General features: G+C 66.3%; 15 protein-coding genes and 3 pseudogenes. 3 read left to right on the plus strand and 15 right to left on the minus strand.

Going from position 1 to position 21626, the window contains the following annotated elements; translation table 11 throughout:
- Window positions 1-152 (plus strand): annotated as a pseudogene (locus FF041_RS39545) (IS630 family transposase); the annotation flags it as partial.
- Between the two features lie 3 nt (window positions 153-155).
- Here FF041_RS39545 and FF041_RS30480 read toward each other — a convergent pair.
- A pseudogene (locus FF041_RS30480) lies at window positions 156-713 on the minus strand (IS256 family transposase); the annotation flags it as partial.
- A gap of 177 nt (window positions 714-890) precedes the next feature.
- Here FF041_RS30480 and FF041_RS39550 point away from each other — a divergent pair.
- Window positions 891-1486, plus strand: a pseudogene (locus FF041_RS39550) (IS5 family transposase); the annotation flags it as partial.
- A gap of 51 nt (window positions 1487-1537) precedes the next feature.
- Here FF041_RS39550 and FF041_RS30495 read toward each other — a convergent pair.
- Window positions 1538-2770, minus strand: a complete 1233-nt coding sequence (locus tag FF041_RS30495) for a hypothetical protein (RefSeq protein ID WP_153525771.1) — start codon at window positions 2768-2770, stop codon at window positions 1538-1540.
- Window positions 2771-3106: 336 nt separating this feature from the next.
- On the minus strand, window positions 3107-3406 hold the full coding sequence (locus FF041_RS30500) for a hypothetical protein (protein WP_153525772.1): 300 nt from the start codon (window positions 3404-3406) through the stop codon (window positions 3107-3109).
- Between the two features lie 246 nt (window positions 3407-3652).
- On the opposite strand from FF041_RS30500, the gene FF041_RS30505 reads away from it, so the two are divergent.
- Window positions 3653-4651, plus strand: a complete 999-nt coding sequence (locus FF041_RS30505; RefSeq protein WP_153525773.1) for a helix-turn-helix domain-containing protein — start codon at window positions 3653-3655, stop codon at window positions 4649-4651.
- A gap of 915 nt (window positions 4652-5566) precedes the next feature.
- Here the strand turns inward: FF041_RS30505 and FF041_RS30510 are convergent.
- The 12 genes from FF041_RS30510 to FF041_RS40635 form a co-directional block, all read right to left on the minus strand.
- Complete coding sequence (locus FF041_RS30510; RefSeq protein ID WP_153525774.1) at window positions 5567-6154, minus strand: LOG family protein; 588 nt, start codon at window positions 6152-6154, stop codon at window positions 5567-5569.
- Window positions 6155-6252: 98 nt separating this feature from the next.
- Window positions 6253-7530 (minus strand): Zn-dependent hydrolase, encoded by a 1278-nt coding sequence (locus tag FF041_RS30515; protein WP_194292236.1) that lies wholly within the window; start codon window positions 7528-7530, stop codon window positions 6253-6255.
- Window positions 7531-7833: 303 nt separating this feature from the next.
- Window positions 7834-9771, minus strand: coding sequence for a S9 family peptidase (locus tag FF041_RS30520; RefSeq protein ID WP_153525776.1), 1938 nt, complete (start codon window positions 9769-9771; stop codon window positions 7834-7836).
- A 178-nt stretch (window positions 9772-9949) separates the two neighbouring features.
- The gene (locus tag FF041_RS30525) at window positions 9950-11233 is read right to left on the minus strand and encodes a tetratricopeptide repeat protein (RefSeq protein ID WP_194292237.1); all 1284 of its coding nucleotides are present in this window, start codon (window positions 11231-11233) and stop codon (window positions 9950-9952) included.
- Between the two features lie 34 nt (window positions 11234-11267).
- Window positions 11268-13226 (minus strand): M13-type metalloendopeptidase, encoded by a 1959-nt coding sequence (locus FF041_RS30530; RefSeq protein WP_153525778.1) that lies wholly within the window; start codon window positions 13224-13226, stop codon window positions 11268-11270.
- The gene (locus FF041_RS30535; protein WP_153525779.1) at window positions 13223-14599 is read right to left on the minus strand and encodes an MFS transporter; all 1377 of its coding nucleotides are present in this window, start codon (window positions 14597-14599) and stop codon (window positions 13223-13225) included. Before FF041_RS30535 ends, FF041_RS30530 begins: the two co-directional genes overlap by 4 nt.
- A 9-nt stretch (window positions 14600-14608) precedes the next feature.
- Window positions 14609-15868, minus strand: a complete 1260-nt coding sequence (locus FF041_RS30540; RefSeq protein WP_153525780.1) for a cupin domain-containing protein — start codon at window positions 15866-15868, stop codon at window positions 14609-14611.
- Window positions 15869-15916: 48 nt separating this feature from the next.
- The gene (locus FF041_RS30545; protein WP_194292238.1) at window positions 15917-17149 is read right to left on the minus strand and encodes a JmjC domain-containing protein; all 1233 of its coding nucleotides are present in this window, start codon (window positions 17147-17149) and stop codon (window positions 15917-15919) included.
- 509 nt (window positions 17150-17658) lie between these two features.
- Window positions 17659-18189 carry an aminotransferase class I/II-fold pyridoxal phosphate-dependent enzyme gene (locus FF041_RS40160; protein ID WP_323393185.1) on the minus strand — a complete coding sequence of 177 codons (531 nt, stop codon included), beginning with the start codon at window positions 18187-18189 and terminating at the stop codon, window positions 17659-17661.
- Window positions 18147-19154, minus strand: a complete 1008-nt coding sequence (locus FF041_RS40165) for an aminotransferase-like domain-containing protein (RefSeq protein WP_323393166.1) — start codon at window positions 19152-19154, stop codon at window positions 18147-18149. The genes FF041_RS40160 and FF041_RS40165 overlap by 43 nt, the downstream gene beginning before the upstream one ends.
- Window positions 19155-19587: 433 nt before the next feature.
- Window positions 19588-20091 carry a tetratricopeptide repeat protein gene (locus tag FF041_RS30555; RefSeq protein ID WP_153525782.1) on the minus strand — a complete coding sequence of 168 codons (504 nt, stop codon included), beginning with the start codon at window positions 20089-20091 and terminating at the stop codon, window positions 19588-19590.
- A 913-nt stretch (window positions 20092-21004) separates the two neighbouring features.
- On the minus strand, window positions 21005-21361 hold the full coding sequence (locus tag FF041_RS40635) for a peptidase inhibitor family I36 protein (protein WP_153525783.1): 357 nt from the start codon (window positions 21359-21361) through the stop codon (window positions 21005-21007).
- Window positions 21362-21626 lie beyond the last annotated feature (265 nt).

Below are 21626 nucleotides of genomic sequence, written 5' to 3' on the forward strand. Positions count from 1 at the left end.
GCCCCAACCACACCGTGCGGACACGAGCCCTGCACGCCTGTCTACGCTGGCGCAACGCCAACGCCCGCCACCGCGACGTCCTGGCCGCCGAACGCAAGGAACGCGCCCGCATCCGAAGCGAGAAGGGCATCCGTTGGGGCGGACGCCCCCTTGTCCTCGACGGTCACGGCCATGGCGAGGTAGATGGGGCGGTTGGCGACCTGGCCGTCGCGGATCTTCACGTTGATGGCGTCCACGAAGACCACCGGATAGACGCGGTCGAGCGGACGCGACTGCCATTCGGCCATGCCCTCCATCACCTTGTCCGTGATCGTGGTGATTGTCTGCTTGGACACGCTCGCCCCGTAGACCTCGGCCAGGTGGGCCGATATCTCCCCGTGCGTGAGGCCCTTCGCGGACAGCGAGAGCACCATCTCGTCGATGCCCGTCAGACGTCGCTGACGCTTCTTTACGATCTGCGGTTCGAAGGTCCCGGCGGTGTCACGGGGCACCTTCACCTCGACCGGACCGACGTCAGTCAGCACCGTCTTCGACCGGGTCCCGTTGCGGCTGTTGCCGCTGTTGCGGCCCGTCGCGTCGTGCTTGTCATAGCCGACGTGATCGGTGATCTCGCCTTCCAGGGCGGACTCCAGCACCCGCTTGGTCAGCTGCTGCAGCAGCCCGCCCTCCCCGGTCAGTTGCAGTCCGTCGGTACGGGCACGGTCGACCAGCATCGCGATCAACTGCTCGTCCGACACCGCCTCCGCAGCCGACTCGACAGCCATCTCTTCCACGGCCTCGTGCTCGGCGATGGTCCCGCTCATCAGGCGTCTCCTTGATCATCGGATCCGCCGTCTATTGGACACTCCCCTAAGAAACGGCCAGGGGGTGTCATCAAATGATCTTGGGTGATGGATCACGGTGGGGTGATACGTCGTCATGAGCTGTCCGATGTGGAGTGGGCCTTCGTGCAGCCGTTGCTTCCCCGGGAGGACCGGGGCCGCAGGCCGCTGGACGACCGGACGGTCCTCAACGGGATCGTGTGGAAGTTCCGGACCGGGGTAGCCTGGCGGGACGTGCCTGAGCGTTACGGGCCCTGGGCGACGCTGCACACCCGTTTCCGCCGGTGGACCCTGGACGGCACGTTCAAGCGGATGCTGCGGGCGGCGCAGGCCGGGACCGACGCCGCCGGGGACATCGAGTGGCTGGTGTCAGTCGACTCCACCCTCGTCCGCGCCCACCAGCACGCCGCCGGAGCCCGAAAAGAGGGCTCCGGACCCCGGCCCTCGGCCGGTCCAGAGGCAGGCTGACCAGCAAGATCCACCTGGCCTGCGACGCCGCCGGGCGACCGCTCGCCCCCGTTGTCACCGGCGGGAACACCAACGACTGCACGCAGTTCACCGCCGTGATGGAAGCCATCCGGGTGCCCAGGAGCGGGCCCGGACGTCCCCGGACCCGCCCCGCGCACGTCATCGGCGACAAGGGATACAGCTCGAAGGCCATCCGCACCTGACTGCGGCACCAGGGAGGAACAATCAAGCACCAAGCGAGGATCGCTTCACCATATCGGGGCTCCGATTCCGTCCCGGCGAAGGTCATCGGCCAGCAACTGCCAGATCTCGGCGTAGCCGTCCGCGAGTTGGGACATCGGCTCCTTGCAGTGAGCCGGGACAGTGTCGACGATCTGCCGTCGGTCCCGCACAACGGAGGCACACGCATCCAGCATCCGCAGCACATTGCGGCCTGCCTCATTGAGTCGTAGCGATGGATCACGGCGCAACGAGTCGAAGATCGCAAGTAGTTCGAAGGGACCTTTGCACCGTCTCGGTCCGTTTCCAAGACTGTGCGGCCCTGCCGACGAGTGCAGCAGAGGCTTGGCCCCGGTCTGCGGAATCGGTCTGACGGATGTGCCTGCCGACGCTTCGGCACACGGTGTGGGCGCAACGCCGGTAGCCTCTTCAGGCCTGACGCCCACAGCCGTTCCACGTGGTGGTCCCGGGGCTCCGTCGACGATACTCACCATAGGTGTGCCTCCCGGACCCTCCACGGTGCCGTCCAGTTGGCCAGCCGCCGTGAGACGCTGTCGCGGCGGCAGCGGGTCCTCTCCTCTGCTCATCCGTTCCCGTACGTCGGCGACCGTCGCCGGAGAGATTCCGGCGCGCCGGGCGATCTGCCGCAGTGAGGCCCCTGGGTCCTGGCGTATGAGTTCGCTCGCCAGCTTGCGGCCCTGTGCCGAACTGACAGGTCTGGTACGGCCGTCCCGCCCGATTCGATGTCCGAGTTCCGGAGCGTGCGCCGAGAACCCGCGCCGGATCTGCGCCACCTTCTTTGCCGACAGGCCGGCTACAGCCGCGACGGCTCGATCCGACCACTGCGGACGTGCGACAAAGATGCGTTCCGCCGCGACCGCGCGGTCTGCCACGGAAAGGGACCGTCCATGCGTCACGTTAGTCGCCACAGCCAGCAAGTGGGGGTCCTGGACGCTCCCGTCAAAGAATCTGACGGCGGTCAGTTCCTCACTTCTGTACCGGGCTGCCTTCAGCCGATGGACACCGTCGATGACGGTCATCGTCGGCCGGTGCACAAGAATCGGAGGCCGCGGCGTCACCGACTCCGCGAGAATGCGCACGTACTCTTCGTCCTCGCTGGCGATGCGAGGTGTGTAGGCCACGATCAGTTTGCTGGTAGGGACGAGTTCCACGGGCACGCTCTCAAGTTCGCTGTCCCTCAGCCTTATTAGGTAGTCTGAACTCTCGCCGTCGTTCAGCTGAGGCTGTTCGTTGGTGCCCACATGACTCCTCATCCTCGACGTGAGAACTGGCCGTTTTGGACGGAGTCCCTTCACTGCCAGCCCGAATCGTCCTCCGGCGACATGATGGCCGCTGTCGGGGCGAACGTAGCGACCGCAACGGGTGATGCAGAGTCGGGCGCCAGAGCCTTGCCGCTCCCCGGCATGACGATCACGCCGGCTGCGATAGTGCTCAGGATTATCCTGCCAACCATCATGTCTCCCCCTGTGACCGGTTTGGTCTGTGCCGACGAAAGTGATGCTGCCGTGCCACAGGGATGGACAGAAGAGGATTCCGGCTGGTCAAACCGTCCATGGCCTACTTGGGCCACGGAGTCACTACGTGAGCCACTCCGGCGGCACCAGCAACGGGACCTCTATTCGCAGCGGCACCCATCGGCTGAGGCGACGATCAGTGGCGCTTGCGCGCGACCAAATCTCCTTAGCCAAGGCTTCAGCCGCCCGCAGTGTCGCCGCCCGGACATAGATGCCGATCACCGGGCACGGGATACCTCCCGTGTGTACGGTGACATGTTCGAGTCCTGCTTCCAGCCCGGCCGCCATGACAACGGCGGCGATGTCGCGCGTCAAGGCCTCGCCGTTGGCGGGCGACCGTAGATGGATGTGAACGAGATACATGCCGACCCTCGTTGCCTTGTGGAGGTGCAGGCGATGGGATCACCTGCCAAGTGGAAGATAACGTTCCGAGTAGTGGAATAGTCGAAATCGAGCACATCACACGTCGATCAGACGAAATATGTCCTGCCTCTCCCATTAGTCGAAGGGAGTTGGTTATGCTCCGATCTTCCTTGCGGAACCACTTGCGCGATCGGAATCTAGTCGCATCCGCTCGCCCGACAGGGCTCGACAGGGGATGGAATCTGCATGCTCGACCAACTCGGCCTCGATCCGGCCGCAGAGTCCGTGTACCGGGAGTTGCTCGCATCGCCAGACAGCGGAGTGGCCGCGCTGGCAACCCGTCTGGCGCTGTCCGAACACGAGGTGCGTGAGGCCCTGACCAAGCTCAGCGAACTCGCCCTCGTCCGCGTCTCCACAGAAGACTCCACCCGAATGCACGCGGTCAGCCCGCACATCGGGATGGAGATCCTGCTCGCTCGTCAGCAGGCCGAAATCGCCGCACAGCAACAGCGGATCGAGACGAGCCGGGTCGCCGCTGCTCGGCTGATCTCGGAGTTCACCCACTACCGAAGAGACACAGCCGAAGCCGGAGTGCAGTACCTCACCGGTCTGGAGTCCATCCGCGATTACTTGCTGGCGCTCAACGACAAAGTGCAGGAGGAGTTTCTGACCTTCGCGCCGGGTGGCCCGCAGACACCGACAAACATGAGGGCGTCCCGCCCTCTCAACCAACGGCTGCTGGAACGAGGCGTGCGGATGCGGACCATCTATCTCTGCAGCATCCGCAACGACCCTGCGACGCTGGTCCACGCCGAGTGGCTGACAGAGCGGGGCGCCCAGGTGCGCGTCGCGCCCTCGTTGCCCAACAGAATGATCAGCGGGGACCGGCGGGTCGCGATCATCGCCGCCGACAACGATGACACATCCGTAGGTGCGGTCGTCCTGAGCACAGCCGGAATGATCTCCACGCTCTGTACCCTGTTCGACAGCCTGTGGAAGCACGCCGAGCCGTTGAGGGGCGTTCCGCCGCAACAGAAAGCGGGACTGACCGCCCAGCAGGCTGAAGCCCTGCGGCTGCTGGCGGAGGGCCGCACGGACGAGTCGATCGCCCGCAGCCTTGGAGTCTCTACCCGCACGGCGCGGCGTATCGCCAACACGCTGATGGCGCATCTCCATGCCCGCAGTCGCTTTCAGGCCGGAGTTCACGCGGTGGGGTACGGCTATCTCCCGCCGATGCCCGACTAAGGCGTGTTGTGAGAGCCTCGCCTGGCCCGCGCCAACGGGCTCTGTCAGAACCACCCGAGCACCGCCAGTATGCGGGCGACTCACCGTTTTACGATCGTACGCGCCGGCCGCCTCAGGTCCCGCCCTGCAGGCGAACGGCGCTGCTTTCGCAACAGACCCTGGCGTGAGTCGCAGATCCGCTAGCAGCAGGTGGCGGCCTTGTCGAGTATTTCTTCGGCCGTCTTGGTCCATATAAAGGGCTGGGATTGATTGTTCATGTTGGCGGGCTAGTTGCGGATGCCGCGTTCGAGGGCCTAGACGGAACGGTTGACGCCGAGCTTGAGCCTCTTCTGCGCGAGCTCGGCGGAATACCCTTCCACAAGGTTCAGCTGCGACGCACTCGTGGGCGCGAAGCACAGGTGGAAACGCGGGTGTGCCAGGAGCCACTTCTTCACCTCATGCGTCTTGCGGGTTACGTGGTCGTTCAGTCAGATGGACTTGGAGTTCATCGGGTACTTCCCTGTTGAGCTTCGCGAGGAACTTCTTGAACTTGCAGGTTCGGTGTCGGCGCCGCAGAAAACGAGGCAGCCGTCTTCCAGACCAGTCTGCTGGTAATCGGCCACCTGCAACGTCTTCGGAGCGGGACGACTCGTACCGAATTAAGGCCGCACCTCGGACTCAGCTCACTAGGACTGGACAGAACCTGGATGAGTGGGTGGCTTGACAGGCGTGCCGGTCGCGACCACGGCAAGGGGCCCGGTGATCGGTGTGAAGACACAGCCAGACGCTCTTCCGGTAGCAACGTACGTGTCCATCGACGGCTATGAGGCACTTTGCCACCGGGTCATGCGACCACTGAAGTGATCCGCTGCACCTGTGATCACCGGATCAATCACATCGTTGCCCTGTCCAGTGCGCAGGGCACGGGTCACCCGCCTACGCGGTCGCCGGGGCAGGCCACGAGTGTCCGACGCGGGGGCGGTCGATCGCTTCCTCCGCGTCGTGCGCGACCTGGATGAGATGCCGCTCGTTGGCCCCGAGGAATCCCTCGTCGACCAAGTGGTCCAGCATGCGAAGTATGGGGTCGAAGAAGCCCCGATGGTTGACCACAACAATCGGCTTGCGCATGATCGACAATTGGTTCCAGGTCGCTACCTCCATCAGTTCGTCGAGCGTACCGAGGCCACCAGGCAGTATCGCGAAGCCGGCGGCCAGCCGGTACATCAAAGCCTTGCGTTCGTGCATCGAGCGGACGACAAAGATGGCACCGGGGGCGTTATCGGCACGCTCACGCTCGTGGAGGCTGCGGGGGATCACCCCGGTGACGTCGCCGCCCGCTGCCAGAACGGCGTCGGCCAACGCGCCCATCACGCCCACACCGCCCGCACCATACACCAGGTCCAGTCCCCGACGGGCCAGGATGGTGCCGAACTCCTCGGCAAAAACCAGGTGATTCGGATGTACACCGGGGCGTGCACCGCAGAAGACTGCGATCTTGTCACTCTTCTTAAGTTTAGTATGCATCGAAATCCTCAGGGATCGGGTCACCCCATGCGAGGGAGTGACATTCAACGGTGCCCAGGATGGTTGGCCCGGCGGTCACTGGCGAGGATGCCGCTCGGTCAACGGGTGGTTCGGACACCTGCGGCCGTGAGCGCGGTGTGCAGAAGGACCTCAGCCCCAACGACCAGGTCAGCAGGGTCGGTGTCCTCATGTGGAACGTGGCTGGCCCCTCCGATACTCGGCACGAAGATCATGGCGACGGGCGCTATGTCGGCGACGACCTGGGCGTCGTGTCCGGCACCGCTGGGCAGCGACTCGTAGGGCACGCCCAGCTTCAAGCAGGACTCCTCGATCAGGGCTCGCAGATCCGCGTTGGTGGACACGGGCCCGGAGTGCGTACGGGCGACGACCTCGATCTCAGCACCGGTCTGCCGGGCGACGTTCCGCAGCTCCTGCCGCAGGGCGGTCTCGGCCTTGTCCATCCGGGAGGCGACCGTGTCCCGCAGATCGACGGTCAGCCGCACTCTGTCGGCGATGGTGTTCGGCGAGTTGGGGTGGATGACGAGCCGACCGACAGTGGCAACCCGGCACAAGTCCCTCTCGCTCGCGATGCGTTCAACGGCCAGGACCGCGCGGGAGGCTGCGGCCAGCGCGTCACATCGTCCCGCCATCGGAACCGTGCCGGCGTGCCCGGCCATGCCGTGGATCTCGACGGTCAGGACAGTGCGTCCGGTAATGCCATTGACGACTCCGATGCGGTTGCCGGTCCGCTCCAGCACAGGTCCCTGCTCGATATGGAGCTCCAGATAGGCGGCCACCGACTCGGCTGGCCACACCGCACTGCCTAGCGAATAGAGGTCTCCTCCGGCCAGCGCCAGCGGGCCACGCAGCGAGCGTCCGTTGTGGTCGAGAGGTTCACGGGGCAGGTCGGCGAGGCGGCCCGACAGCACGGACGCCCCGAAGAACGGCTGTGGAAACAGCGCGCCCTCCTCGTTGGTGAAGGCGACGGCCATCGGCTCGTACCGGCTCTCGGCGGCGAACTCCGCACACGCCTGCACGACCTCCAGCGCGGCCAGAACACCGTAGGCGCCGTCCAGCCGGCCCCCGCCCACCACGGTGTCCAGGTGGGAACCCATCAGCAGGGCAGGCCGGTCGGCGGCGGCCCCCGCGGGTTGAGCGCGGATGAAGATGTTTCCCGCCGCGTCCACCGACACGGTAAGCCCGGCGGCGCGGGCCTCTTCGACGACATACGCGCGAGCCTCCCGGTCCGCAGGGCTGTAGCCCTCGCGGGTTATACCCCCAGTGGCCGGGTCGCGGCCGATGTTCCCGAGTTCTTCGACACGGCGCAGCAGGCGACCGCCGTCGACGGTGGGCGGGGCCGTCCGATGATGGGTCACTAATGGTTGCATGGTTCCTCCAGGACCGGTCAGTTGGGTATAAGTGCATCCGCGCACTTGGGAGGCACAGCAACAGCGGGCGTCCCTTCCGCCGTGCACCGCGGGGGCCCGCCCGACAGGGAGTGGACCGGGTCCGGGAAGAGGCGCGGTCGCCGCACGCGGCAGTGGTCTGAAAGGCGCGGGGCTGGACTGTATTCGAGAAGTTGCACCGTCCACTCGCAGGGCCGACCCTCGTGTGACTGCCGTGTCAGAAGCCAATGCCGTTTGGGTATTCCGGTCCTGCGAAGAGCAGCTGGACAGCTCCTAGAGGTGGCGGCCCCACCAGTCGAGAATCGCCTCGAACCTTGCCACCCGATGGCTTGGCAGACCTGTGCGCGACATGTCGTGACCTTCGCCGGGGAACAGGAGCATCTCCACCGGCACACCACGGGACTTGAGCGCGACGAACATCCGCTGGGCCTGCTCCATGGGGCAGTGCCGGTCCTCCTCGGACTGAATGATCATCATGGGGATCCGGATCGAGTCCGCGTATGTCAGAGGACTCTTCTCCGCCCAGCGAGATGGGTCGGGCCCGTACAGGGCGATGGCGACGTTGACGCCGTCGTCGCTGGAGGCGGCGTAGCTGTCCACCGCGTACAGACCGCGTTCGCCGATCGCCGCGCGGAATCGGTCACCGTGGTGGGCGGCCATCCACGCGGACATGTATCCGCCGAACGAGCCGCCCATCACGCCGACCCGGTCGGCGTCCAGGTCCGGCGACTTCAGCGCCTCGTCGAGCAGGGCCAGCAGGTCCGGGGCGGACTTGCGAGGCAGGTCGTCGGCGACGTACATGCCGTGTGCCTGGCCGTAACCGGAACAGCCGCGCGGGTTGCCGAGCACCACGGCGTAACCGGCGCTCGCGTACACCTGTGCCTCATCAAAGGCGGCAGGACCGTTGAGCGTGTGACCGAACTGGGTGTAGGGACCGCCTTTGATCTGGAGCAGCACCGGGTGCGGGCCTTTGCCCCGAGGGCGGACGATCCAGCCGTGGAGCTCGTACCCGTCGGGCGCGGTGGCAGTGAATTCTTCCGCTGGCAGAAGGTCAGCCTGCTTGACGAGCTGCCGCCCGAAGTCGGTCAGTTCGCGCTCCTCGGTCCCACGCAGCCTGATCAGGTCGCCCGCGCTGGTCGCGCTTGAGACGACGGCCGCGACCGTCAGCCCGCCCGTGCCGTCCACGGCCGCGTACCCGTTCACCTGGCGAGCCCCGGTGATCAAGGGCTTCGGCGCCCCGCCGTCGTAAGGCACCATGACCAGATTGACCTCACCGCGGTGGTCCGCGGCGAACAGCACGCCGTCGGCGACCGGGTGGATCATCTGGCTGGCGAAGCTGAGGTGGTAGTCCTCGCCGGTGAGCCTGCGGGCGGGCCCCGAGCCGTCGACCCGTGCGGACCACAGGCCGTAACTCATCGTGGCGTAGGTGTTGTTGTTTTCGTCCAGCGGCTCGGCGGCGAAGCACACCGTGCTGCCGTCCGGGGAGAACCGGGGGCATCCGAGGATCAGCCCGCCGTCGGTCAGGGGCCGCAGCCCGGTGCCGTCGGGGGCGCACAGCCACACGTCGTTCCGCAGGTCGTCGCCGGCCCCGGCGTGACGGGCTGCGGTGAATGTCAGCAGTCGGCTGTCAGGGCTCCAGGCGACGTCGGCGTGGTCGTGGTTTCCGTCGGTGACCTGCGTGGTGACGGTCATGGGGTCGTCGGCGAACGGGTCGGTGACGAAAACATGCCGCGGCCGGTCGAGCGTGAAGCCGAATCCGTCGGCCCAATGGCGCAGTGTGGTGATCCGCCGCGGCACCTCGCGGTCCGGCGTATCGTGGTATCGGCCCGGCTCGGGCACCCGCGCAGTGTAGGCGAGGAACTTCGAGTCCGGGCTCCACACAGGCTGGCCGGCGCCGATCGGATGACCGGTGACGACGCGGGCTTCGCCACCGTCCATGGGCAGCAGATGCAACTGACCGGGGCCGCCGGGCACAGGGCGCAGAAAGGCGAGGTGGCGGCCGTCGGGGGAGAAGGCGGGAGCGGCGTCGTGCGGCCCCTGGGTCAGCAACCGGGCCGGCGTACTGCCGTCGGTCTCAGCCAGCCACAGTTCAGAGGTGTACCCCTCGGCTGCGAGGTCAGGCCGGGTGACGGTGACGGCCGCGAACCGGCCGTCACCCGACAGCGTGGGCCGTCCGAGGACGGGAAGAAGGTCGATGTCCGTGGTCTTCATGCTGCAAATGTATTTCTGCCGCATTCCATCAGTCAATGGCATTCAAATTGAACAGAAACGACACAGGGGAATCTCGCGATTTGACCAACAAAAAGGCATGAGGAATCCCTTTCGGGATATCCTCACGCCCAATCTTTGATTTCGCTTCCCGGGAATGTTAAATCACAGAGAAAAGGGATTAGTGGATCTTTTTAAGGCGCTGTTTGGTTGCCTCGGCCTCGGTCAGTCGTCGCTGAAGCCGGTACATGTCAACGGCCTCCTCCCAGGCGTTGCGGGCCTCGTCGAACCGCCCGACCGCCGTGTAGCTGTCGCCGAGCCGGTCCAGGATTCCAGCCTCCTGGTAGGTGTTGCCGAGGTCCCGGCACAGGCTGAGCGCTGCGCCGTAGCTCGCCACCGCCTCGTCGTGTCGGCCAGCTCGCTGTGCGAGCAGTCCGAGGCTGTCCAACGCGGCTGCCTCTCCGCCGTGGTAGTGGTGCCGATGAGCGATGTCCAGTGCCCGCGTGCAGTACTCCTTGGCTCGCACGAGGTCGCCGAGCCGGACCTGGTACCAGCCTGCGGCGTTGAGTGCATCGGCCTCGGAACGCACTTCGCCCGCGCGCCGAAACAGCCCGGCGGCGCACACCGCGTGGCCGAACGCCTCCCTGTCGCGCCCGGCCATCTCCTCGACCCAGGCGAAGATGTAGTACGTCCACGCCTGCGGGCCCGGTTCGCCATGCCGCTCAGCGATCCTCGCAGCCCGGCTCAGCTGGGCTACAGCCTCGGTGTGGCGGCCGGCGCGACTGGCAGCCTGCCCCGCGTAACGGTGCGAGGTGATCTGCGCTTCGGGGTCGCCCAGGGCGTGGGCGGCGTGCACCGCATCCGTCCACTGGGCCACTTGTTCCTCAGTGTGTCCTCGCCGCACGAAATGCCCGTTGAGACAGCTCGCGAGATGGAACACCGACAGGTGCCTTCCGGTCTCCCGCGCGATGGCGCGGACAGCGACCAGGGCGGTGAACTCCGCGTCGAGCCAGTCCAGCGCCGCTTCCCGGGACGCCAGCTCCTCTGGCACACATCCGGCACCCGCTGGCGCAAGACTCAGCACAGGGTGGTGCGGAGCGATCAGCCGGTCCGCCTGGTACGCGGTGTGCAGATAGTGGTCGACCAGGCGGCGCCGCGCCGCGCCGTCGCCACAGCCAGCAGCCGTCCGGAGCGAGGCGCCCGGCCGGACCCGGAACCGGCCCGGCACGGTCCGCTCGCACAGCCCATCGACCACGAACTGATCCAGCAATGCGGCCGTACGGCCTCCGCCGAGGCCCAGCAGCGAGGCGGCTACGGGTACCGCGATGTCCGGGCCGGGCGCGAGGTGCAGCAGATGAAACGCGTGGTGGTACGCGTGGCTGGCCGACCCGTACTTGGACGGATTCCCGTGCTGTGCCGGAGAAGTGTTCTCCGGCACAGACAGGGTCTTGTATATGGCGGCCATGGTCTGCCTCCTCGCTGGCCGTCGGTCTGCCACGTCATAACAGCGTGAACCGGGCACTGGGCCGAATGGACATGGGGTCGTTCTCGGTGACGCTGAAAGCTGCGTAGAAGGCCGGGACATGGCCGAGGACTCCGTTGCAGCGGAACTGCGGCGGGGCGTGCCGGTCGTGAGCAAGCCGCTCCAGCATGCGCCCTGGAGTGCGCTTGGCCCGCCACATCGTGGCCCACAGGACGAAGAACCGCCGTGTCTCAGCGACCCGTTCGGCGTCGACGAGACCGCGTGCGTCCATGTGTGCGGCGAACGCGGCATGCGCGACAGTGAGTCCGGTGATGTCGGCGATGTTCTCGCCCACCGTCCGGGCACCGCTGACGCTCTGCCCGTCTGCGCCTGCGGGAACGTAACGATCGTACTGCTCCACGAGCAGCGCGGTGCGGCGTGTGTACTCGGCACGGTCTGCCTCGGTCCACCACTCGCGCGTCCGGCCGTCGCCGTCGTAGCGGGAGCCCCGGCCGTCGAAGGCGTGGGACATCTCGTGGCAGACGATCGAGCCAAGCAGCGCGAAGTTCCGTGTCATGTCGCCGCCTGCTTCGAACAGAGGCTGCTGCAGCAGTGCTGCGGGGACGACCACCTGGTTGAGTCCGTGCCGATAGTAGGCAGTGACCGCCTGCGGCGGGACCTTCCACTCCGAGCGGTCAACGGGCTCCCCCAGCCTCCGGAGCTGGCGGACGAAACGCCGGGTCCGGCCGCGGCAGACGTTGCCCAGCAGATCGGCGGGGTCGGTGTGCAGTTCGTCGTTCGCGGCGGCGTCCCGCGGGTGACCGACCTCGAAGTGTATGGCGTCGAGCTTGGCGAGCGCCGCCGCGTGAGTGCTCCCGGCCATCCAACTGGCCTGCTCCAGGCAGCCGCGGTACGCCTGCACAAGCGCACCCACCAGGTCCTCGGCGGCCTTGAGAGTGCCGGGCGCGAGGTGCTCCTCAAGATAGAGCTCCCCCACCTCATCACCGAAGACACTCTGGACAAAGGAAGTGGCCCGCATCCACCGTGGTCGGGGCCGACGTGAACCGGGCAGCACCTGTCCGTAAAATCGGAAGTTCTCGGCGAATACCGCGCCGGGGCCGAATGGGGCTGCCTCGTGCACCCGCATCCAGATCAGCCAGATCTTGAGAGCCTCAAGGTCCGCTGACGTCCACCACTCGTCGAGCGCCGTGAGAAACGGCCCCGGGCGGACCTGAACGGGCGCGCCGCGCGGGATGTTGCCGAGTCCTTCCAGCCAGGCGTTCCACGGGAAGGCGCCGCCGGTGGAGGCCAGTTCGGCCGCAGTGCACGTAAGGGCCTGGGCCCTGATGCGGCCTGATGTGTCCGGTGGTGTGTGGGCGGCGGCGAGCGCGGTCTCCGTGCGTAAGACTGCCTCCGCTGCGTTCTGCGGGTCCGGCTGGCAGGCCAGTTCCATCATGCGCCGCTGATGCTCGGCGTACTGCTCGCGCAGCAGTGTGTGAGCGGCCCCCAGATACTGCGTCGAGCTGGGCAGGGCCAGTCCGGACTGGGTGAGGGTGAGCAGATATCCGCGGGTACCCGCAGTGTCGGTGGCGACGGTCGCCTGGACGGGGCCGCCAACACCTTCGCGCTGGAGTCTGCCCATCAGCCGGGCCAGGTCGACGCGGTCAGCGACCGCGCGGACGGTGTCGAGCAGGGTGGCGAGATCGGCTGGGCCGCGCTCCTCGATGCGGGCTTCATCCATGAAGCCCGCGTAGAGATCAGCGATCTGCCGGCCGGGGCCCCCCCGTGCGGTGGCGGGACCCGGTGAGCTGCGGATCACCGCGACGACGTCGTCCTGCACCTTCTCGGCGAGAAGAGACAGCATGGTGACCTCGGCCCGGTGGTCGGGCAGGGTGAAGGTGTCCGTCCAGTGGCCGTTGGCGTAGGTGTAGAAGTCGTCCTGGGGTCTTGTCGCCGGGTCTGTGTCGACGTCGTCCGCCGTGATCCTGCTGCTCATCGCGGCGCCGGCTTACTGAGCGCTGCCTGCGTGTCTGCAGCCGGTTCCGGGACGGCTTCTTCTTCGGAGGCCGCCTCGGTGGACGGAGCCTCGTCGCTGCCGGAGGGCATTTCGGTCACCGGAGTGCCCTCCGCCCCCTGCACAGCGTCGTCGGCGGTCCGCAATAGCCCCCGGTGGAAGGTGAGCACGGCCACGAGTGCGAGGGCGCCCGCCACCAAGAAGGCGTAACGCGGCTGCATGAAGCCGAGAATGACGCCGCCCATCAGATATCCCATGGCGGGACCGGTATTGGACACCGCGCCGAGCGCAGCGAACGCTCTGCCGCGGTGGGTGTCCGGCACCCGGAGGTTGATGACGATGTGGGTGACGGTCGCCTGGGCACCGTTGCCGAATCCGCCGATCACGTAGAAAGGCACGATCCACCAGGCACCCGGGGCCAGCCCGGCACCCAGGATTCCCACCGCAATGCACACGAACGATCCGATGAGGATGGCCTCGTGGCTGAACCGCTTGATCCGCCGGACCAGCAGAGCACCGGGTACCAGACCTGCCATCCAGGAGGACATGATCAACCCATAAGTCTCCTCGGACGCGCCGAAGGTGTCACGCACGTAGAAGACGATGAGGACGTTGATGACGCTCGCCGCCGCCATTACGACACCGCTGATCACGAGAACAGAGCGCAGAAAACGGTCAGCGGACACCCGGTAGGAGGGCCTGTCCTCGGTCGGCCCGTTCCCTGCGGACGCCGTCTTCGCGGGCTCCTTCCCGTGCAGCCGCGTCCGGATGATCAGAGCGCCGAGCAGAACAATCGCAAAGGTCGCCGCGTTGAGCAGCAGGGAGACGTTGACGCCGAAACGGGCGGTGAGGAAGCCGGCGATGCCCGGTGCGACGACCATGCCGGTCATCGCGGTGGCCTGGGAGATCGCAGAGGCGCGGGGGATGTTCTCCCTGCCGACCATCGCCGCGGGCAGTCCGGCGAACACCGGGTGGGTGAAGGCGAGACCGGTGGAGAGCAGGACGGCCAGGGTGATCAGCAGGACTGGCGAGGTCGTCTGCGTCATCGCCAGACAGACGAGTGCCTGGAGCGCGGTGACCGTAACGATGAGCTTGCGGCTGTCGAACCGGTCGGCGAACGCGCCCGTGACAGGCGCAAGCAGGGCGGGCGGCAGGACTGCGGCGAGCAGCATTGCCATCACCGTGTAGGACCCGGCGCCGTTCGCCTGAAGCAGCAGTGTCAGGGCAGTAGCGGCCGCGATGTCACCAGCGAAGGACAGGGCTCGCAGACCGGCGAGGAGGTAGACCTCCCGCCAGACCGGCGCGACCGCGGTGCCGCTCATGGGCGCTTGGGCCCGGTGAGTGGTGTTGGCCATGGTGATGGCTCAGCTCCTCATGTGGTCGGCGATTTCCAGCACCCCAAGACGCGCGAGCCTCTGGGCTGCGTGCAGGGACCGAGCTTCGGGTACACCCGGGAAGAAACGTGCGGCGGCGACCGCGTTGCCGTTCTCCAGGTCGCGCAGGGTGTTGGCGACAGCGTCCGGGACGGCGAGCCTGTGGCCGTTGACGAGCAGTCCGCTCTTCATGCCGTCGCTCGGCCCTATCTCCAGGGGCACGGCACTGCGCCGCAGCAGGGCCTCGGGGGCGAGTACGTCCACGGACGCGAGCCTCTCGAACTCGCGCGACCGGCCCGCGCCGCCACGGACGCGGCCGGCTGCTGCCAGCCGCGTGGTCTCGGCGATCGGGTCGACCTCCTCCAGACGGTCTGCGAGCAGCCGCAGCATCCCGCCGAATGCAGCCGCGCTGCCGTGCGCGCCCGCGCCATCTGATGCCGCGACGCTGCCCAGGTGGGGGAGGCCGTCGAACTCAGCCTCCTGGAGAAGGTGTCTCACCGTCTCGGCCACGACATCACGCCAGTGTCGTGGCTCGACGGTGACCGACAGATGCAGAGATACCTCGGCCTTTGCGGCTGCCGCGTGCGGCGTCCCATATGGCAGGTACAGAACATCACCGGGACGCAGTATCGTCTCGATGACGGGCGCGCCGAGATCCTCGGACCGGTAGGTCGCCTTGTCCGCGCCGCGCTCGGCCATGGGCTCCCAGATCCGCCAGTTCTTGGTGCCCTCGATCTGGATGACGTACACGTCGACCGGGTCGTGGTGGGGAGCGTAGCCGTCCTTGCCGGCGGGGGTCAGAAAGGCGACCACCTCGCTGGGGCTGTCGAACATCCTGGTGAAGACCTGCACCAGGTGCCGGGCGGACGGCAGGAAGTGGTTGAGCGCATTCCAGGTGATGGTGCCACCGGATCGGAACAGCTCGTACACCTGTTCCGGAACGACCGCCTCGGCGAGCGCCGCACCGTGGTCGGTGACGGTTCGGGTGTATGCCCTGCTCGGCACGCCCCGGCCGTCCTTCGCAATCCTCAGATACGAGGGTGACACGGCTTCCATGGCGACGACGTCGTCGAGTTGCCGCAACGACACAAGGTTCCGGACGCTGCCTTCGAGCACCCCTCTACGCAGCAGTGGCTTCTTGTTGAAGTGCTCGGAGAAGAAGACCTCAGCATCGCCGACAAGGTTTTCGAAACCGGGGGTGGCCGTGGGGGTGTCCACGCCCATCGCCCCCAGCAGACTTGATGGTGACATCCGTTGGTTCCTTTGCTCTCGTGTTGGCACTCCCCGCCCCAGAAGCAGTCAGCGCGCGCCTGCCATCTCAAGCACGCCGAGCCGGGTCAGCCCTTGGGCGGCCTTCGTCGAGCGCTCCGCGGGAACACCTGGGAAGACCTCACCCGCAGGGATCGGCTCCCCCTCGTCGAGCGAGGCAAGCCGCTCGGCCACCTGGGCCGGTACGGCAATCCTGTGACCGTTGACGGTCATCTCTGTACGGCCGCCGTCGTTCGCGCCGAACTCCACGGACGCGCCGGTGCGGCGCAGCAGCGCATCCGGGGTAAGCCCGTCGGTCTCGGCGATGGTCTGGAACGTGGAGCCACGCGAGGAGCCCGGCATATGGCGGCCCAGTTCGGCGAGTCGGTCCAGCTCGGATCCGGCATCCAGAGCATCCATGCGGGCGGCAAGCGAGGTGACCTTCTGCCGGAACAACGACTCCACAGTGGAATTTCTCAGAGTGCCGATGTGGGGGTATTCGTTGAACTCGGGTGCGTCGGCGACTTGTTCGAAGGTCTCCCGCAGCAGGTCCTTCCACATACGGGGACGCATCATGATCGACAGATGCAGTGAGACCTGATCCTCGGCGGCAGCCGCGTGCGGGGTGTTGTACGGCAGGTAGAGGACGTCGCCGGGCTCCAGAAGGACCTCGATGACCGGGTCCCCGAGCTGCTCGTCGGTGTAGGACGCGTTGTCGCCCAGGCGCTCGGCCGGCGGGTTCCACAGCTTCCACCGCTTTGTGCCCTCAAGCTGGACGATGAAGAGGTCGACCGGGTCGTGGTGCGGCAGGTAGCCCCGTTTTCCGGTGGGCGTCATAAAGCCGACGACATCGGTCCTGACCGCCATCTTGTCGCTGATGACGCGGGTGAAGTCGCGCAGCTCGGGAACAATCTGGTTGAGCGAGCACCAGGTGACGGTGGCACCGGCACGGAAGAGTTCGTAGATCTTCTCCGGCACGACCGTGTCGGTGATGTTGACGCCCTGGACGACAACGCTCCGTGTGTAGCCCTTCTCGGGAACGCCGGAACCGTTGTGGTTCACCTTGATGTAGGGCGGACGGACGACTTCCAGGTGAAGCAGTTCGTCGAGCTTGCGGATAGAGAGGATGTCACGGACATCCCCCGGCATGGATTCCTTCCGCAGCATGGGCTTCTTGTTGAAGTCCTCGGCGAAGAAGACCTTTTCGTCCCCCACCAGATCTTCGAACGTGTATTTGTTCATCTTCAGGCCCTCCGGTGCGCGTTGGCGTGGAACGAACAACACCAGCGCCTCGTAAAGGAAGCATCGACGCTCGGCGGAGTTCCGATGCTTCGAAAACGTGGCACTGGTGTCAGCCGCGTATGTTGCGGCGGAGGGGCGAGGCTATTGAATTCCGCCCCTCCGACCACAACTAACAATTACTGAATGTTGACGTAGTACGACGTCGCAAGCAGCTCGGCCGAGGTCTCGATGAACTCGATGTCGTCGAACTCCACGGTGTTCTCCATGGTTGCTCACTCCTCTTTTTGTCTTCCCCAGGGTTTCCCGGCGGTGATGAAATATTCACCCGGCGGGGCCATATGCGTCAACTGATCGGAAGCTGAACAGCACTGCTATTCACGCTGGTTGAACACTTCATCGAATGACCGGCCCACTGACCTCGCAGAATTCCGCGACTGGAATCAAGCAAGTCGAATGTGAACAGGGTGTACACATGAAGAATCGCGTTCAACTGCGGACGAACGCAGTTGAACGCGATGTGTTCCTCGGCGTAGTGCTGTGCGCTGCCGGCCTCAGGCCACCCACTCGTTGCGTGATCCGGCCGTGCCCGACCCGAGCGGCGGTCCGGAGGCCGAGATGGCCCCCAAGCGGCATACGGCCTCCTCCAGCACAGACGGAGGCAGCGTGTACGGGATGCGCAACCGGTTCTCGTAGAGCCCCGGCTCCGCTCCGAAGCGCGCCCCTCCTCCGATACGGAGTCCGTGCGCAAGGGCGCGTTCGGCGAGGGCGGAGGCGACGGGCCGCCTCAGGTCCACCCACAGTGACAGTCCGCCCGGCGGCAGACGCCAGGACCAGTGCGGAAGATGGCGCTCCATCGCGGTGACGAGGGCCTGACGCCCGCGCCGCACCTGGTCGACCCGGTCGGCCAGCCAGCCGTCAGCACGGTCCAGCAGCGACACGGCGAGCAACTGGTCCAGCACGGAGCCCGAGACATCCACCGTCGCCCGTAACTCGGCTAGTTCGGCGACGACGTGTGGTGAGGCGCGCAGCCAACCGACCCTCAGCCCACCCCAGTAACACTTGCTGAGCGAACCGACGGAGATGAGGTGCCCTCCCCGTACGTTGCGAACGGCGGTGGCGGCCCGGTGTCCAGAGCCATGTCTGCGAGCGTCTCGTCGACGACCAGCCAGGTACCGGGCCGACGAGCGGCACCGATCACGTCGGCGCACTGCTCCGGTGGCATCAGGTTGCCGGTTGGGTTGTGGAAGGCCGGGACCAGATACGCAAATCGTGGCAAGGCTTGTCCCAGGACCGAGGCGAGAACCTCGCCGTCCCAGCCGTCCTCGGTGACTGGCACGGCAACGGGGCGCAGCTGGGCGCGGCGGATCGCGTCGAGTGCGTTCGGGTACGACGGGCTCTCCACAAGCACCCGGTCGCCGGGCCTGCACAGTAGCGACAAGGTGAGACTCAGGGCCTGTTGTGCGCCCGTCGTGATGAGGATCTGCTCCTGGTCGGTCGACAGACCTCGCGCCGTGTAGCGGGCAGCGACAGCGGTTCGCAGTTCGGGCAGTCCGTATGGGTAGTAGCCGGGCGTGCGGGCGCGGTTCGGCAGCCGCAGGGACGCCTCGGCGAGGTCTCGGGCAAGCATGTCCTGGGGTATCGACATCGCGGCAGTGGCAAGGTCGACGATGCTCTCGGGCGGTGGTAGCAGCGTGCCGCCGCCCGCCGGGCGGGAGAGCGTGGCGACCGGCTCCGGCGCTGCTGCGGAAAGCGTCCCATCGGACAGCGCGGTCCATGTTCCGGCTCCGCGCCGGCTGTGTGCGTACCCGCTCTTGCGCAGCAGTTCATAGGCGGCACTGACGGTGGTGCGGCTCAGTGCGAGTGCGGGGGCCAGCTCCCGTTCCGCAGGCAGCCGGACGTTGACAGGGATCCTGCCGTCGAGGATGAGCCTGCGGATGGCGGCTGCGAGATGCCGGTAGGCGGGGCGTCCGGTGGTCATGTCCGCCAGCAGCTCTCCGAGCCGCACAGCCGGGATCACCGCCCCCCGCGCCTGCGGCGCCTGCCCCATCCCCTTGCACCCCTTCCCACCCTCGCTTGCCAGCACTCAAGCTACCGAGTTCGCGACGCGAGTGCCCGGTCCGTAAGTTGAACAGGCACCAGGTCCGTGAGCATGCGCCTGTTACGGGGACAGAGATGCAGGACGGGCCCTCCGTCGGCGATGCCGACACTGCTGGCCGTTTCGGGGCCCCGCGTGACGTCGCGTCGGTCTCCAAGACCTGGTTGTGGTCTTGGATGACACTGTCCGTATGGGAAGGGTGTCGGTGAAGGTGCGCCCAAGCGGACCGGGATCGACGCCCACATCACCGCGGCCCCCGGGCCGCACAGGCACTTCGCAGCACTTCTCCCTGCCGACCGACCGGCGGGGTGAAGCAACGGCCCCGCTCTGGATCGGCCAACAGTGCCGGTGACGTCTGGGGCGGGGCCTGGGTTCCTGAAGGGATTTACGCCGTCGGCTCCTCACCGATCGCGATCTTCGCGTAGTTCGCGAGGGAGCGGTTGTAGCGCGGCAGGTGCTTGGAGAGGGCATCCAGGGCCATCGATGCCGCTTCCCGCTCGCGTCCGAGGTCGATCAGTGCCAGCGCCAGAAACGCCGTGACCGCGTCATCGAGATGGTCGGTGGCGTCGTTGCGCTCCGCGGTGAGCAGTTCGACGCTCGTCTCGGCGTGCCCCAGCGCACGCAGCGTACTGGACATTTGGATCACGGCCCGCCGCCTGCGCTCCCCCGTCAGCCCGGCCTCCAGCGCCTTGCGGTAGAGGGGTACAGCAGCCTCTCCCTCGCCGGTCGAGTCGTTCGCCGACGCGCGCTCGAAGTACGCGACCGCGTGACCCTCGGGGAGCTCGTCGGCCAGCGCCCCGACTTTCGCGCGGAAGTCGGCAGCGTCGTAGTCGCCAATCGCGGACCACAGGTCGGCGGAGCGTTGCTCCCATTCTGGTGTGGTGGTCATTCTCACAGTTTTACAGAGAATACCGCTTTCCACCAAGGCGGTTCCGGCATACCCGGCCGCGTCCGAACCTGAACACGGCCGTCCGCGGTGTGGTGGTCATGGCCGGACCGGCCTGGTGGCGAGTGCCCGACTTGGTCTCCAGCCTCAGTCGGCGTACTTCTTGCCCACGAGCGCCGCCTAGCACGACTCCGTCGTCGGTGACTGACGCCCCAGCGGGCGGTGCTGGAGGGCTGGACGCCTCGCCATACGGCAGCCCGAGGTTCTGGCTCAGCGTTCGTTGCGATGTGAGGCTCTGTCGGTCCGAGCGGAGGAAGGCGGTGGTCCTGCGCGTGGGCGGAAAGGCAGCGGTCCTGGCTCCGGACCGCTCCCGGTCCGTACCCGCCGATGACACCGGGCAGGCCCCGAACGCCACATCCGCTTCACCCCGAGCGGCTCCTCTTGGACGGACGAACCAGACCGAGCGGCGGCTCTGCCTGCTGACGGTCAAGCGCGTCCGCCGAGGCGTCCACACCTCTGCCGATGCGCTGGGGCGCAACAGCACCGCGTGGACCGGCATCTGGAACGAGAATCCGAAGCCGTTCAGCCGGACCAGCCCCCGCCGGCAACCTCACCGAGATCAGCTGCCCAGCACCAAAAACCAGCAGCTTTTTCAGAACGCAATTTCTGGCACTTCACACGAGAAGGCTGACGAGAAAACAGGTGCTGGCCCCGTCACTCACGTGACGCGGCCAGCACCTGTTTTCATGAGCCGTCGACCGCGAAGACCGTCCGGAGTCCACTCGTACTCAAGGCCTGCGGGGATCGGTGACGAGCAATCGGTCTGGACAAGCGGAAGACTCATCTGGCCGTCACGTATCCCCTGACCGGTCGGGACACCCCTCTGGTTCATGCCGCCTAAAGAAAAATCCCGGCATCAGCCATCTGCTGTGACGACTCCGGCTATAAGGTTCGCCCGAGACCCTCCAGCTTCAACCTGGTCAAGATACTGAGTGCATTCTCCATCCACATACAGACCTACAGGATGGATTTGATTGTTGATCACCGAACGAGCCTGGAACGCATTCCGGCATCCCGGCACCTCGGCGAAGTCCAGGATATGCAGAGTGCCTTGATAGTTGGGCTGCGAGAAAAAACAGACGACACCGGCAGGGCACACCGTTGCCGGATTCGAGTTCGACTGCGCGACACCAGCGACAAGACTTGAGGCAGAGGCCAAGAATGCCCCACCGAGCAGCGTCAACGTACGTGCAAGTCCACGACGTGGCAACATTTTCTCTCCTGATTTGACTTGTTTGGACCTGGCCGATCCCAGGTATTCAGAGGCCAGCCCGGGTTGGCTGAAAATCCTATCGGGCTGCCGAAACGAGACTGCAGTCGAACCAACTCCCCTTCAGCATTTCTCATGCAGGGCTATCCGCCCGTGCGATCTCTCCTGACATCGCACCAAAAAGTGAGCGTTCAGTCTCCACCCGTCCACCCTTTGCGCAATACAGGAGTTAATCACTGAGCAAAAGAGACAGGCCAGGATCGCCTGA

The organism is Streptomyces jumonjinensis, assembly GCF_009600885.1.
GTDB classification, from domain to species: Bacteria; Actinomycetota; Actinomycetes; order Streptomycetales; family Streptomycetaceae; genus Streptomyces; species Streptomyces jumonjinensis.

Coding starts and splice junctions, on each gene's coding strand:
- FF041_RS30500 (WP_153525772.1), bottom strand. CDS start 3,406: ATGTATCTCGTTCACATCCATCTACGGTCGCCCGCCAACGGCGAGGCC.
- FF041_RS30505 (WP_153525773.1), top strand. CDS start 3,653: ATGCTCGACCAACTCGGCCTCGATCCGGCCGCAGAGTCCGTGTACCGG.
- FF041_RS30510 (WP_153525774.1), bottom strand. CDS start 6,154: ATGCATACTAAACTTAAGAAGAGTGACAAGATCGCAGTCTTCTGCGGT.
- FF041_RS30520 (WP_153525776.1), bottom strand. CDS start 9,771: ATGAAGACCACGGACATCGACCTTCTTCCCGTCCTCGGACGGCCCACG.
- FF041_RS30525 (WP_194292237.1), bottom strand. CDS start 11,233: ATGGCCGCCATATACAAGACCCTGTCTGTGCCGGAGAACACTTCTCCG.
- FF041_RS30530 (WP_153525778.1), bottom strand. CDS start 13,226: ATGAGCAGCAGGATCACGGCGGACGACGTCGACACAGACCCGGCGACA.
- FF041_RS30535 (WP_153525779.1), bottom strand. CDS start 14,599: ATGGCCAACACCACTCACCGGGCCCAAGCGCCCATGAGCGGCACCGCG.
- FF041_RS30540 (WP_153525780.1), bottom strand. CDS start 15,868: ATGTCACCATCAAGTCTGCTGGGGGCGATGGGCGTGGACACCCCCACG.
- FF041_RS40165 (WP_323393166.1), bottom strand. CDS start 19,154: ATGGGGCAGGCGCCGCAGGCGCGGGGGGCGGTGATCCCGGCTGTGCGG.
- FF041_RS30555 (WP_153525782.1), bottom strand. CDS start 20,091: ATGACCACCACACCAGAATGGGAGCAACGCTCCGCCGACCTGTGGTCC.
- FF041_RS40635 (WP_153525783.1), bottom strand. CDS start 21,361: ATGTTGCCACGTCGTGGACTTGCACGTACGTTGACGCTGCTCGGTGGG.